We start from the raw sequence: 14,756 nt of genomic DNA on the forward strand, positions 1-14,756 counted from the left end.
ATGCCCCCTTTTATTCTTATTTATATTATATATATACCACTTTATTTATAATTTATTCCTTAACGTTTCTAATTAGTATTGTAACCAGTATATTTATAATTATAAATATTACAAATATTATACCATATAATTTTATGGTATCTATCCATATACTGCTAAATCCACTTTGCATATAGTATAAGAATTTTTCATAGATTCTTACAATTACATCTCTATAGGATAACAAAGAAAATAAATTACTAGGTATCAAATTATTAGGTATAGTTAAATACCTTAATGAAAATACACCAATATATATAATAGAAATAAATCCTAATAATTTTAGTACTAATAAAGATATAGATTTTCTTTTAATATAAATAAACTTATGAAAGTATTTTCTTCTTTTATTTTGATTGTAATAAGCTGTTAAAGTATTTAAATTCTTCTTTATTTTTGAATACAAATATATAGATAACTTTATAATTATAAATATAGATAATAGTATAATGATATTTAAAAAGCTATTTATATTATCTTTATAAATTATAGTATCTATAACATTTATTCCTATAGTTTTAAGTAAAACTTCTACATCTCGTATAAAAAAATCAGTTTCTTCTTGATTTACAGGTACATAGCTAATTGATACTTCATCCCAATATTCATTTAATTTTTCTTCATCATATGGTATGTAAATGTTATTATTATCCTTTATAACACCTATAATTTCATAATTTTCATCAAATACATTTATTTCTTTTCCTGTAATATTTGAAAAACTATAATGCTTTTCAGCTATATCATCACCTATTACAGCTATTTTTTTATCCGTGGAATATAAAAAATCTCCTTTTACTAAATCTATATTTTTTATATCTAAATTATTACCATCAGTCATAATAATTTCTTTATTCTTATAATTTTTACTATAATTTATAGCATAATCTTTTATATATAACCTTTCATTTATAAAGTTAAATTGTTCCTTAGTTATAGTCTGATCTAAAGTTATTTTTACTGCATCTTTATTGTAATTCATATTTAAAATCATATAACCAAATAATAAAAGTATAATAAAGAATATTATTAATATAATTTTCTTTATTCCCATATAAACACCTTTGATCCATCTTTTATTTTATATGATGGATTTGTTATAACTCTAAGTCTTGGCCTATCTAACCCTGATACTATAACTTCATGATCTCCTATGACTTCCATTTTTACATTTATGCTTTTAGCAATATATTCTTTGCCTAATATACCATCCTTTTCTTCTACAATATAAACATCTGCATTATTTCCATCTATAAACCCTCCATAAGGGTTTAACACTGCTTTTGAAACAGTGAGATAACCTTTTATCTTTTTTTTCATAACTATCTTAGCATTTAACTTCTCTCCTATAAATAAATTTCTAGGATAATCATTGGTGAAATTAGCTTCTAATTTCATCATACCATCTTCGACTACAGTATTTATATTATTTATTTCAAGCTTTGTAACATCATCATAATATTCTTTTTGTAATTCTATTTCACCTACTTGATTGATAAAATCATATTGATCTCTTGAAAAGTTTGCTACATATTTATAATCCTCTTTTCCTTTTACATTTGCTATTTGAAGAATAATTGTATCTTGGACTAAAGGAACATTTGTATTATTTAAATTTATGACTATTCCATCTGTTTCTGCTTTATATACTCCATTTTTATCTACTTTTTGATAAAAAGTATTTGCTTTTTCCAAACGTTTTATCTTTGCTTCTATTTGTTCTATTTGTTTGTTTAATATTTCAAGCTGCTCTTTAGCTCCTTCACCTAATTGTTCCAAACTATTTTTTCTGATTTTTTCTATTTCTAAGTTATTTCTATACTCTTCTATTATCTCACTATTGCCTTTTATTCCATAAGTTGTATCAATTTTAAATATAGGAGTACCTTTTTCTATTTCCTCACCATTTTCCACTAAAAATTCTTTTATTATTACAGAACCAGGAAGTCTTATATCTATCATATTATTTGGAACTACTTGTCCATTTACTTGTATTGACTTTTCTACAGGAGAACCAGTAGCTCCTGTTACTTTTACTTGTGGTAAAAATAAATTTATTATACTTTTAGAAAAAAAACCCATAAAAATTATCAATATAAAAAAAACTATTACTATTTTTTTCATTACTTATCTCCCCCTAGTATAAGTCCTTCACTTAAATACTTCTCTCCTTTATTAAATATAAATATAGCTGGTATTATATAAAGTGATGCTCCTGCAAAAAATACAGTTTTATCTTTTGTATATATAGTATTTAAAAATACAGATAAAGGCATCTTTTTGTCATCTTCAATTAATACTATAGCTTGATCTATAAGATTCCAATTATCTATAAATGTAAGAATTATAAGTGCAAATATAGCAGGTTTTATTATAGGTAATACTACTTTTCTTAAAATAGTTAAAGTTCCTGCACCATCTATTTTAGCTGCTTCTATAAGCTCATTAGGGATCCCTTTTATAAATTGAGTCAATATGAAAACTCCTAGTGGATAAAATATTCCAGGTATTATAAGGGCTAAATGAGTATCTAATATTGTTATACCAAATCTATCTAATATATCAAATAGCAAAAAGTTTGGAACAAGAGTTACTTGATAAGGTAGTAATAGTAAGAAAACATATAAAATATATAATATTTTTTTACCTGGAAATTTTACTTTTGCAAATGCATATGCTGCAAATACACCTATAATTACTTGACCTAATATAATAAAAGTCGTGATTTTTATAGAATTTAAAAAGAACTTAAAATATTCAGTTTTGTTTATGACTAATGAATAATATTGCTGTAGATTAAATTGTTCAGGTATTAATTGGATACTATCTTTTGACAATTGAATAAATGTCATAAAAGAATTTGCAACTGTATAAGTTATAGGAAGTAAAAATAATAATGACAACATAACTATAAATATATATACTATCTTTTTCATCAATTATCACCTACCTTTTTGCTATATCTCTTATCTAAAAAGACAAATAAAAATATAAATGCTAATATCATTAATGTAAAAATATAAGCAGCAGATGTTAAATGATGATATTCTATGCTATTAAATTTATTTGTTAAGTAATGTTGTAACATATATAAATTAGGATTTGGATATTTTCCTTGTAGTATGTAAATTTCTTTAAATACTTTAAATGAGTTGATTATAGTTATTATTCCAACTATAGCAGTAGTAGGTGTAAGTAAAGGTATTATAATGTATTTAAGAAGTCCCCAATAGTTTGCTCCATCTATTTTAGCTGCTTCTATAGCTGATTTATCAATTTGTGTAAAACCTGCTAAATATATTATGAGATTATATCCAGTGTTTTTCCATAAGAACATAATTATAACAACGATCATAGCATATTTAGAATCAAGTAAATTTAAACCATATATACCAAAACTCTTTTCAAAAAATGCTGATATACTAGCTGAAGGTATTGCAATAGGCAAGATTATGAATAATTTTATAATAGGATTTACTTTAAGTTCAAATATAGCTAAAGCTAATAAAAAAGATATTATAATAATTAAAGGAATACCTATTAACATAAAAATAGAAGTATTTTTAATTGCAAGTTGAAATGCTTCACTTTTAAATACATATATATAATTTTTAAATCCAGCAAAATTAGAATTAAAAGTTGTTTCACTAAATGATATTCTTATACCAATTACAAATGGTATTATATATAAAGTAAAAAATCCAATTAAACTGGGCAAAAGAAAGGTTATGTTTTTAAACTTTCTTATGTGATTCAATTTTTCCCCCATGATATCCCCCTATTCATTTAACCAAATATTGTATACATCTTCTATTATTTTAAGTCTATAGGCTAATTCTTTATCAGTAAACTCTTCTTCAGAAAACACATAATCTATAGTTAATTGATATATATTTGCTTTTTCAGTATCAGGCGCAGAATTCCCTGGTACTATTACAGAATATTCTCCATCTATAATTTTTTCTAGTACAATTTCTCTAATTTTCAGAAATCTTTCTGAGATATCTCCTTTTTGCTTTATTGTTTTCATTAAGTCTTCTTCTAAACTTTGTAATACAGGATACATATAGTAGTGATTGTAGTTTATCATATTTTGTTGAACTTCTTCTTGTAGAACATAATCTAAAAACTTCCAAGCAAGATCTATATTTTCACCATTTCTATTAACTATAAATCCACTTGTTAGAATATTACCATTTTTGCTTTTTATTGGAGGTTGATGAATATATTTTTTCATCATAATACTATCAAATTTAGTTATAGGAAATAACACATTAAAACCTCCTCCTCCTAATAGTCTTTCATTGGAAATACTATTAGAAATAGTGTCAGCTCTTTCCCATTCTTCAGATTTATACTCTTTTAATAAGTTTTCATAGTTTTCAAAAGTATAATTTTCAGGATGTTCGAAATATGATGAATGTATTATATCTTTGAATTCCTTGAATGCTTGTTTTACTTTATCATTATTTAAATTAACTTCCTTTTTTTCTCTATTAATAAATTGTATTTTATCAAATATAACACTAAATGCTTCTGAATAGGTTTGAGCACTTAATATCTTTCCTCTTTTCTTAGCCTCAGCTAACCATAGATCCTTATAATCACTATAATCCCAGTCTAAAGGAGGAGGACTTTCTCCAATTTCTTCTAATACAGCCTTATTTATAGCCCTAGAATACACACTTAATGATATAGGCGTAAAATATTCATCTATATTTATATATTCCAATAATTTTTTTCTGTTTGAAACTTTTCCTTCTGCATTTAAAGCTACTCCAGATTCTATATACCATTTATAACTGTCATTTGTACCTACAAATATAAGGGATGGACCGTTTTTTTTGCTCATCATAGAAGTTATAGCTTTATTTCTATCTTCATATTTGGTATCCTTTAATGTATCTATATTTATTTTCACATTATTTTCTTTTTCAAACTTATCTTTTTGACTCACTATAAATGTAAGTTCAGGATTATTATACATACTAGGAACATATATGGTTAAATTTTTAGTTTTTGAGTCCTTATTAGAATCTGCATCACTACAGGATGTGATAATTACTATAGACATAAAAAAAAGTATTAATATGTATTTTTTCAATGGTGACTCCCCCAAGCCCTTTTTTAGAATTATCAAATAATTCTTTATGGATATTTTACCATATAATTACTATGGGAATTATTACGTTTTTTTAACAAAAAAGGAACCCTCAATTAAGAAAGTCCCTTTTCATATAATTTATTTATAACATCTTCATGTATATCTTCTATTGATTTTGTAGCATCTATTACTGTAAACTCTTCAGGATATTTTTCTATTAATTTTTTATATCCATCATATACTTTTTTGTGAAAATCTATTTTTTCATTTTCAAGTCTATCCCTTTTGTCTATTTTTCCTTTCCTCTTTAGTGCAACTTCAGGTGATATATCAAAAAATAATGTAATATCTGGCATTATTCCTTTTATTGCAAAATCATTTATCTTTTTTACTTCCTCTATACCAAGACCACGACCGAGCCCTTGATAAATTAAACTTGAATGAACAAATCTATCACATATTACAACTTGTCTTTTTTTCAAAGCTGGGATTATTTTTTCACCTACATGCTGTGCTCTAGATGCTGCATAAAGTAATGCTTCTGTAGTATATTCCATTTTTATATTTTCATTATCTAATATTATATCTCTTATTTTTTCACTTATTAAAGTACCTCCAGGCTCACGGGTAATTACTATATTTTTTCCTTTTTCTTTAAAATACTTCTTTAATAATTCTATCTGAGTACTTTTACCTGCTCCATCTGGTCCTTCTATAGTTATAAATAATCCTTTCATAAAAAACATCCTTTACTTATCTATTATACTTACTTTATTGTTATTTAGTCCTAATATCTCTATATCTGCATCTATAAATTTTTTTATATGATTTATTATATCTTTACTCAAAATTTCTCCTGGAGCAACAACTGGAACCCCTGGAGGATATGGTATAATATAGTCTGATGCTATTTCTCCTATGGCATCATCTAGATTTTCAAACTTACTATTTTCATTAAAAGCTTCATATATTTCAATATATTTTGTTGGTTGTAAAAATTTAATATCTTCTTTTATTTTAAGTTTCTTTTTACAATGAGTATTCGATATATCTTTAAGTGCTAAATACAGTTTATCTAAATCTTTCTTTGTATTCATTACAGATACCATTGCAAGTGCATAGAATAAATCACTCATTTCCAATTCTATATTATATTCTTTTCTTAAAATATTTTCTAAATCACTTCCACGAAGCCCTAATTCTGTAGCATTTATTACTATTTTGGTTTTATCAAAAATATATTTTGTATCCCCTACAAATAAACTTATTCCTTCTAAATTATCAACTTTATATGTAAATTCATCTATATAATTTAATACTTTTTCTAATCTATTCTTTCCTTCATTAATCATATAGTCCATAGCCATATCAAGAGAGCTCATTAATATATATGAAGGACTTGTAGATTGAAACATACTCATCATTTTAAATAGTCTATCATTATCTACTCTATCTGAATTTACATGTACCATAGAACTTTGAGTATATGATGGAAGAGTTTTATGAGTACTTTGAACTATTATATCAGCTCCTGCACTTTCAGCAGATATAGGAAGCTTATTACTAAATTCTAGATGACTTCCATGTGCTTCGTCAACAATTAGTATTTTATCATGTTTATGAACTACATCAGCTATGGTTTTTATATCTGAACAAATACCAAGATATGATGGATAAGTTATAACTACTGCTTTAATATTTTTATTTTCACTTAATATATCATTAATCTCATTAGGATCAATTATAGTCAGAATATTATTTTTGCTATCATATTTTGGATATATAAAATTGCCTTTTATTCTTCCTATTACTAGGGCATTATATATTGACTTGTGACAATTTCTTTGTATGAGTATTTCTTCTCCAGGCTTTACTGAGGATGTTATAGCCGCATAAATTCCAGCAGTTGTTCCATTTACTGAATAAAATGTCTTTCTAGTTCCATATATATTACTTGCTCTTTTCTGTGATTCATTTATTACACCTTTTGGATTATGTAAATTATCAGTACCCTCTACCTCTGTTACATCAATATCTGGTATAAGTTTAGCTAAATCATATATTGTTCTTCCCTTATGTCCTGGCATATGAAATCTTACATTTTTCTTGTCACTATATTCTAAAAGTCCTTTTATAAGAGGAGTATTCATATAATCATCCTTTTACTTTTACATCAATTATAACATAAAACAAGGGAGATTTTACTCTCCCTTTAATTTGCTATGTAGTCTAGCCACATTTTCTTTATATTAGCTTTATAATATTCATAATTAATAGTATCATATACATCAGTACTTGATATTTTATTTACACATGACTTACAAATTTTACTGCCTAAAAAATCAATACTATCTTTATCATTTCCCCCGCATATTTTACAATTATAATCCACGACTATCAACCCCTTATAATATTATATCTAGATTATTACCTTATTTATTTATTTTATTCATAACAATAGAAACCTGCTCATATTAATTATGGGCAGGTTCTAAATTTAGTGCTTTTTTCATTTTTGTTCCTGGTTCAAATAAAAATCTATATTTCTTATTATTTCTTATGAATTGTCCAACATACATTTTAGATTTATCTTTTTTAAATATAAATTTATATGTTTGTTTTACTCTTATACATCTTTCTGCTTCACAAAAAGGTTTTATCCATTGTATCTCATCTTGTTTTACTATAAGCTTAGCCTTTTCTTCTTCTCTTATACCTTTTTTAAATATCAATACATTTTCATCCAATATATATATATAGTTTATGAGGTGTCTATATGAAAAATAAACAAATACAACTAATGAAACTATTAATATTGAAATGCTAACAATATATGCATAAATTCTTTGCAACTTATTACTCTGAGTTATAAGAAAATTAATAAATATAATTCCTATCATAACTATAATACTAGTTTGCCAAACTGGCCTATAATCACGATGTTTAACTTCTTTTACTACATGTCTAATCATATACATCACCTCTATAAAACATATTTATTGACTTCATATATTATAATATTATACGTCCTATAGATATAATTTTCAATACAAAAAAGCAAACTAAATCATAGTTTTTAGTTTGCTTTTTTAAATATTTTTTCTTTTTGTTCTTCTTTATAATATTTTTCATGTTTTCTGGAAGAATTATTTGCTTTTATTTTTCGTGAAGTATGTATAATATCTGATAGTATGGTTAATTGTAATAAACCTATTGGCAATATAAGTAAAATCAAGAATATAATTTTCACATAACCATCTCCATTCTCTTCTTTTGCTTATTATACTACAATTTAAACTATATTTCTACATAATATTCAGAAAGATTGTAAATATTTAAGAGGGTATAACTTATACCCTCTTAAATATTTATTCTAATGCACTCTTTTCATCTTCATATATTGGACCTTCTGATTCATCTTCCTCATCTTCTTCAGGCTTTGAAGCATAAGTAAGACTTGCAATAACTTCTTCGTCATCATGTAATATATTTACTCCTTCTAAATCTAAATCACCTATGGTTATAGAAGGGCTATCCTTTAATTTTTTAGCATCAATATTCACATGACCTACAATATATTTTGGTAAACATTCTATATCTATTTCTGACAATTGTAATTGTACAATTGTATCATTATCTTCTGCTGCTTCTCTATTTTCAAGATAAAGTGGTATAGTAAGTCTTATCTCTTCATTTTCAGAAAGTTCTTGGAAGTCTGCATGTAAAAAATCATCTTTAACTATTTCCTTTTGCACATCTTTTAAAATAGCTGCAGTGTTATTTCCATCTATTTCAAGAGTTACTAATGCTCCATATCCTTCTTCTGATACAATTTTTTGAAGTTGTTTTGTATTAAAAGCTATGTTTTTAGTTTCTTTATTTCTACCATATAAAACACCTGGCATATAGCCCTCTCTTCTTAACTCATGTGATTTTCCTGTGCCTACTTCCTCTCTTAATTTTGCTTTTAGTTTTCTCGTCGCCATCATTCTTCCCCCTTAGTTTTTTTGTACATACTTAATATATACCTAATAACTGAAAGTTTAAACATTTCAATTTATAATATTAAATTGAGTACTATTAATAATATAAATCCTGGAATTCCAAATATAGTAACTACAAGTACAGTGACTAGATTTATACCTATATAAATTCCCGTAATACCACTTAACAACATATTATATAATAACAGTGAAATTATGCCTACTATACTGTTTAATACTAATTTCATTATCCTTCTGCCATTTAACATGATTATAAAACCTAAGAAAAAAAGAGCTATAACTATTATGGGTATTGATATTCCCCATTCACTAAACATTTAATCACCTCTATAAATTTACTTAATATATTATATAGGGATTTAAATTTATATATTCTTAATTTTATGCTTTTTCTTTTTCTATCTTTTCTCTTACTCTATTTAAAAGATAAAAATACTTCTTTTTTGCTGCCTCTAAGTTATATATTGCATGATCAATTAATTCATCATCTTTTACACTTTCAAAATATATTTCTGCTTGAGTCCATTCTTTATGAGCTTGTTTTAAATTTTTCATTTCTTCTTCATATTCAAAATCATTATTTTTCATGTCTGGTTTCACCCTCTTAAGAAGATTTGATATATTATATATTATGCTCATATTTTTTTCTTTATTACTAAATGATTGCTGTCCTCTCACTTTTATACCCCCTGTCTTAATCTAATAAAGATTATTGACAAGGGGTAATCATATTATACATATATTTTAGAGTTTATTCTTGAGTTGTATATATATTATCGAACATACCTATGCCTTTAATTGTGAAGCTTTTTCCATTTTCATATTCAAATTCTTTTTCTAATGTCATAAATACTCCGTATCCTTTTATTATAGTCACCATATCTTGTATTTTTTCATTCTTATATTCATATATACCATAAGGTTTATCTAGTACTTTCATATTATGTTCCTTTGTTAACCATTCATTTATATCTTCACTATTAGGAACAGTTATAATCATTACAAGTATGATTAGTAAAAATATAAGAAATATTGTAGCTCTAAAATTCAACAAATACACCTACTTCTAAATATTAGTTAATTTATTTATCTAATTCTCTTATAGAAAATCCTCTTTTAGATAATCTCTGTTTTAAAGCATCTATATTATCTGTTTCTACTCTAATTATAACTTGCTTTACATTTAAAGGTGTCTCAGGATCATATACTACTAAACTTATGATATTACTATTTGACTTTCTGATAGCATTAGTAAGATCTGACAACTTACCTTTCATTTCTGGTACATTTATTACAATTCTAGTACCTCTCTTATATCCTAAAAGCCTACTAAATCCATTAAATATAGCTTTTTGAGTTATAATTCCTTCAAGTCTTTCCTCTTCATCAATAACAGGTACAAAAGGAATGTTTTTCCTTCCAAATAATTCTGCAGCATCTTCAATTAAAGAAGTCGAAGATATTTTTGGTATGTTTTCTTGAATATAATTTCCTATTGTACTATTTAAAAACGCTTCTTTTTCATCTTTATCTTTATCAATTAGTTGTTTATAAATATTATATATTGGTATAGCTCCTACAAATTTATCTCCATCTAATACAGGTAATGATAAAAATCCTCCATCCTCAATTACTTTTTTAGCTTTTTTTACACTATCATCTTTTTGTAAAATAGTAAGATTTTCTCGTCCTAATAAAACGCTTGTTATATACATTTTTAAAAACCTCCTTGAATTTCAAGCTTGATACCTTTATAAAGTTTATACCCATTTGTTTTCTATTTAACACTAAATAAAAGTATGGTTTAAATATAGTTTTCCAGGTAAGGTAAAATAATATTATAATTTTTTCCATAAAAAATATACCTTTAAAGAATCATATGATTCTTTAAAGGTATATTTAAATTTTATAATAAGACTTAAAATACTAGTATCACTAAACCTTTTTCATTTCAATAACAAACATATGTGAGGTATCATTAGCTTTTATCAATATATCTTCTTCTACAATTTCCATAGCATCCCTTTCAACTAATGAAATATTGTTCACATTTGAACTTCCTTCTATTTGAACTAAGTAAGCTTGCCTATTTTTATCAACTGAAAAATCTATATTATTATCTTTATCTAGCTCTAAAACATAAAAATTAACATCTTGATTTATTTTAATTGGTGCTTTACCATTTTTACTTGATACAATATGAAACCATTTATTCTTTCTTTTTTCCCAATCAAATTTATAGTCTCCATAGTTAGGATTATGACCTTTTTTGTCAGGAACAATCCAGATTTGAAGAAATCTTAAAACATCATCTCCTAAATTATGTTCACTATGATATATGCCAGTTCCAGCAGTCATATATTGTACATGTCCACGGGTAACTTTATTTTCATTACCCATATTATCTCCATGAGTTAATTCTCCATTTACAACATATGATATAATCTCCATCTCTCTATGAGGATGCATATCAAAACCAGTATTTGATTCAACTAAATCATCATTTAACACCCTTAAGACTCCAAAGTTCATATTATCTGGATTGTAATAATTAGAAAATGAAAAATGAAATATACTTTTTAGCCACCCTAAATCGCTTGTTCCCATATTGTCGTGTTCAACTTTTCTCAGCATATCTTTATTCTCCTTTCTAAAAGCTCAATATGATATTTATTATACCCATTGATTTATAGTTAAAATACTTATTTTTGTAACCTAAAAATAAAGCTTTTAAAAGAGAAGAGAAAAAAACATAAAAAAACAAGGAGAAATCATTGAATTAATTCAATGATTTCTCCTTGTTTTGAAGAACTTTATTTTGTGAATACACATCATAAATTATACTCTAAAATTCTCTTCTTCCCTCAAGAGCTTTTGCAAGAGTTACTTCATCTGCATATTCCAAGTCGCCACCTACTGGTATCCCATGGGCTATTCTTGTAGTTTTTATTCCCATAGGCTTTACAAGCTTTCCTATATACATAGCTGTAGCTTCACCTTCTATGTTAGGATTTGTAGCTAATATCAATTCTTTTACTTTATCATCTTTTAATCTATTTAATAATTCTTTTATTTTTATTTCATCTGGACCTATTCCTTCCATAGGAGAAATACTTCCATGTAATACATGATATAATCCATTAAAATCACGAGTTCTTTCCATTGCTACAATATCCTTTGGGTCTTCAACAACACAAATAATTGAATCGTCTCTTTTCTTGCTGGAACATATTTTACAAGGATCTATATCTGTAAGATTAAAACAATTGCTACAATACTTTATATTTTTTTTAGCATTTATTATGGATTTTACAAAACTATTAGCATCTTCATTATTCATATTCAATACATGAAATGCTAACCTTTGTGCTGTTTTTTTACCTATACCAGGAAGTTTTGCAAATTCTTCTATTAATGCTGATAGTGGTCTAGCAAAATAATCCATCATTTCACCTCTAATCATAAAAAAGTTAAAGGGCCTATTAGGCCCTTTAGTATTACATAAGTCCTGGGATATTCATTCCACCAGTTAATTTACCCATCTCACTTGATACCATTTCTTCTGCTTTTCTAATAGCTTCATTTGTAGCTGCTATTATAAGATCTTGAAGCATTTCTATATCATCAGGATCTACTACATCTTCATCTAAGTTTACTTCTAATACTTCTTTTTTACCATTTACTCTTACTGTAACAGCTCCACCGCCTGCACTTGCTTCTACTTCTTTTTCTTCTAATTCCGCTTGCATTTTTTGCATTTTCTTTTGCATTTGTTGGACTTGTTTCATCATGCCACCCATATTTCCCATTCCTTTAAATCCACCTTTTGCCATTGAAAATCACTCCTTATTTTATTCTTCTATTTCTACAATATCTGCTCCAAACACATCAATAACTTCTTGTGTAAGGCTATCAACTACATTTTCTTTTTTAGAAACTTCATCTTCCATCATAAACTTTATATTTAGATTGGAGTTTAAAATACTATTTAATGTATTCTCTATATATTTTTTATTATCATCTTTATCTACTGCATCTTTATGGAAACCAAATCCATCTTTAAACAAAACATATAATGTTTTGCCTTCTATATCATGAGGATTTCCTTCAGATAATAAAGCTTGAACACTTATTTTCTCTGACTTTATTCGCTTTAACATGTCAGGCCATATCTTCATTATATCATTTATATTTATATTTTCATTCAGTTCTTTATTATGGACTGTATCTTCTTCTAACTTTGTTTCTTTTATAGGAACTTCTTCCTTTTTATTTTTATCTATATCTTTTCTCAAAATTTCTTTTGATTTTATTGTTTTTTTCTTTTTATCTTCTCTTTTTTCTTGTGATTTTGATTCCTCTACTACTATATTACCCATTTTAATCTTATTTTCTAATGAATTTACACGAATTAAAAGAGATTCAATTGAAGTATCAAGTTCAACTGATATCATTTTCATAAGCGTAGTTTCTAATATTATTCTAGGTTGAGAAGAATATTTGCTACTTACTTCAGACTCTGATAGTAACTTAATTATTGATATTATCCTATTTAAACTTATATTTTGAGACTGTTCTTTAAATCTATTTATAGTTTCATCTGTACCGTCTATTATATCATTTAGTTTGTCTGAAGATTTAGATACCATAAGATTTCTAAAGTGGCTTATCAAATCTTTTATAAATTGATTTATATCTTTACCTATAGAAATTAAGTTATCTACAGTTTTAAGAGAAGCTTCTAAATCTTTTTCAATTATGTTTTCAGCCATTTCAAATATTATATCATTATTTACTGTTCCAAGTACTTCTAATACATATTCATAACTTATCTTTTCATCTGCAAAAGATATACATTGATCTAATATACTTAGTGCATCTCTCATAGCTCCATCTGAATTTCTGGCTATTAGTTGTAATGCTTTTTCTTCTACATCTATATTTAAATCTTGTAAAATATCTTTCATAGTATCTACTATTTGAGTCACAGTTATTCTCTTAAAATCATATCTTTGACATCTTGAAAGAATGGTTGCAGGTAATTTTTGTACTTCAGTTGTAGCAAGTATAAAAATTAAATGATTTGGAGGCTCTTCTAATGTTTTAAGTAATGCATTAAACGCTCCTTTAGAAAGCATATGAACCTCATCTATTATATATACTTTATATCTTCCTTTAGAAGGAGGATATTTAACTTTTTCTTTCAAATCTCGAATATCATCCACACTATTATTTGAAGCAGCATCCATTTCGACTACATCCATTATATTGTCATCTAATATGGACTTACACACTTCACATTTATTACAAGGAATATCTGTATCACTGGTACAATTAACAGCCCTTGCAAATATTTTAGCTGTTGAGGTTTTTCCTGTACCCCTTGTTCCAGAAAACAAATATGCATGAGCTATATTGTCATTTAATATTTGATTTTTTAGTATTTTAGTTACATGATCCTGACCTACTACATCACTAAATGTTTTTGGTCTAAATCTCCTGTAAAGAGCCTTAAATGCCATCTTCTCACCTACAATATCTATTTTCTAAAATCATTATACCATAATCTGTTACTTTATAGAACAAAAAGCTATGGAATATTCCATAGC

19 protein-coding genes are annotated in these 14,756 nt (G+C 25.9%); all 19 read right to left on the minus strand.

From position 1 onward, the window contains the following. Positions 1-52: 52 nt before the first annotated feature. Positions 53-1,093 carry an ABC transporter permease gene (locus D3Z33_RS05480; RefSeq protein ID WP_160196764.1) on the minus strand — a complete coding sequence of 347 codons (1,041 nt, stop codon included), beginning with the start codon at positions 1,091-1,093 and terminating at the stop codon, positions 53-55. Continuing rightward, entirely contained in the window at positions 1,084-2,163 is a 1,080-nt protein-coding gene (locus D3Z33_RS05485) for an efflux RND transporter periplasmic adaptor subunit (RefSeq protein ID WP_160196765.1), read from the minus strand. The genes D3Z33_RS05480 and D3Z33_RS05485 overlap by 10 nt, the downstream gene beginning before the upstream one ends. After that, positions 2,163-2,975, minus strand: a complete 813-nt coding sequence (locus tag D3Z33_RS05490; RefSeq protein ID WP_160196766.1) for a carbohydrate ABC transporter permease — start codon at positions 2,973-2,975, stop codon at positions 2,163-2,165. Before D3Z33_RS05490 ends, D3Z33_RS05485 begins: the two co-directional genes overlap by 1 nt. Continuing rightward, positions 2,975-3,808, minus strand: coding sequence for a carbohydrate ABC transporter permease (locus D3Z33_RS05495; RefSeq protein WP_160196767.1), 834 nt, complete (start codon positions 3,806-3,808; stop codon positions 2,975-2,977). The genes D3Z33_RS05490 and D3Z33_RS05495 overlap by 1 nt, the downstream gene beginning before the upstream one ends. Positions 3,809-3,817: 9 nt before the next feature. After that, a complete protein-coding gene (locus D3Z33_RS05500) occupies positions 3,818-5,143 on the minus strand; it encodes an ABC transporter substrate-binding protein (RefSeq protein WP_160196768.1) in 1,326 nt (441 codons plus the stop codon). 113 nt (positions 5,144-5,256) lie between these two features. Next, on the minus strand, positions 5,257-5,880 hold the full coding sequence (tmk, locus tag D3Z33_RS05505; protein WP_160196769.1) for a dTMP kinase: 624 nt from the start codon (positions 5,878-5,880) through the stop codon (positions 5,257-5,259). A 12-nt stretch (positions 5,881-5,892) separates the two neighbouring features. Further along, positions 5,893-7,293, minus strand: coding sequence for an aminotransferase class I/II-fold pyridoxal phosphate-dependent enzyme (locus D3Z33_RS05510; RefSeq protein WP_160196770.1), 1,401 nt, complete (start codon positions 7,291-7,293; stop codon positions 5,893-5,895). 62 nt (positions 7,294-7,355) lie between these two features. Beyond that, positions 7,356-7,535, minus strand: coding sequence for a sigma factor G inhibitor Gin (locus D3Z33_RS05515; protein ID WP_160196771.1), 180 nt, complete (start codon positions 7,533-7,535; stop codon positions 7,356-7,358). An 82-nt stretch (positions 7,536-7,617) separates the two neighbouring features. After that, positions 7,618-8,115 (minus strand): hypothetical protein, encoded by a 498-nt coding sequence (locus tag D3Z33_RS05520; RefSeq protein ID WP_160196772.1) that lies wholly within the window; start codon positions 8,113-8,115, stop codon positions 7,618-7,620. Between the two features lie 104 nt (positions 8,116-8,219). Beyond that, positions 8,220-8,393, minus strand: a complete 174-nt coding sequence (locus D3Z33_RS05525) for a hypothetical protein (protein WP_160196773.1) — start codon at positions 8,391-8,393, stop codon at positions 8,220-8,222. A 118-nt stretch (positions 8,394-8,511) separates the two neighbouring features. Further along, on the minus strand, positions 8,512-9,129 hold the full coding sequence (locus D3Z33_RS05530) for a 50S ribosomal protein L25 (RefSeq protein ID WP_160196774.1): 618 nt from the start codon (positions 9,127-9,129) through the stop codon (positions 8,512-8,514). 71 nt (positions 9,130-9,200) lie between these two features. Next, a complete protein-coding gene (locus D3Z33_RS05535; protein WP_160196775.1) occupies positions 9,201-9,464 on the minus strand; it encodes a pro-sigmaK processing inhibitor BofA family protein in 264 nt (87 codons plus the stop codon). 64 nt (positions 9,465-9,528) lie between these two features. Then, positions 9,529-9,825 (minus strand): DUF2508 family protein, encoded by a 297-nt coding sequence (locus D3Z33_RS17105; protein WP_160196776.1) that lies wholly within the window; start codon positions 9,823-9,825, stop codon positions 9,529-9,531. 73 nt (positions 9,826-9,898) lie between these two features. After that, a complete protein-coding gene (locus tag D3Z33_RS05545) occupies positions 9,899-10,198 on the minus strand; it encodes a hypothetical protein (protein WP_160196777.1) in 300 nt (99 codons plus the stop codon). A 31-nt stretch (positions 10,199-10,229) separates the two neighbouring features. Next, on the minus strand, positions 10,230-10,862 hold the full coding sequence (locus tag D3Z33_RS05550; protein ID WP_160196778.1) for a CBS domain-containing protein: 633 nt from the start codon (positions 10,860-10,862) through the stop codon (positions 10,230-10,232). A gap of 220 nt (positions 10,863-11,082) precedes the next feature. Continuing rightward, a complete protein-coding gene (locus D3Z33_RS05555) occupies positions 11,083-11,781 on the minus strand; it encodes a pirin family protein (RefSeq protein ID WP_160196779.1) in 699 nt (232 codons plus the stop codon). 211 nt (positions 11,782-11,992) lie between these two features. After that, positions 11,993-12,592, minus strand: a complete 600-nt coding sequence (gene recR / locus D3Z33_RS05560) for a recombination mediator RecR (RefSeq protein ID WP_160196780.1) — start codon at positions 12,590-12,592, stop codon at positions 11,993-11,995. A gap of 52 nt (positions 12,593-12,644) precedes the next feature. Then, the gene (locus D3Z33_RS05565) at positions 12,645-12,980 is read right to left on the minus strand and encodes a YbaB/EbfC family nucleoid-associated protein (RefSeq protein ID WP_130805498.1); all 336 of its coding nucleotides are present in this window, start codon (positions 12,978-12,980) and stop codon (positions 12,645-12,647) included. Between the two features lie 18 nt (positions 12,981-12,998). Then, entirely contained in the window at positions 12,999-14,669 is a 1,671-nt protein-coding gene (gene dnaX / locus D3Z33_RS05570) for a DNA polymerase III subunit gamma/tau (RefSeq protein ID WP_160196781.1), read from the minus strand. Between the last annotated feature and the right edge of the window lie 87 nt (positions 14,670-14,756).

This window comes from Senegalia massiliensis (assembly GCF_009911265.1).
Taxonomy (GTDB): Bacteria; Bacillota; Clostridia; order Tissierellales; family SIT17; genus Anaeromonas; species Anaeromonas massiliensis_A.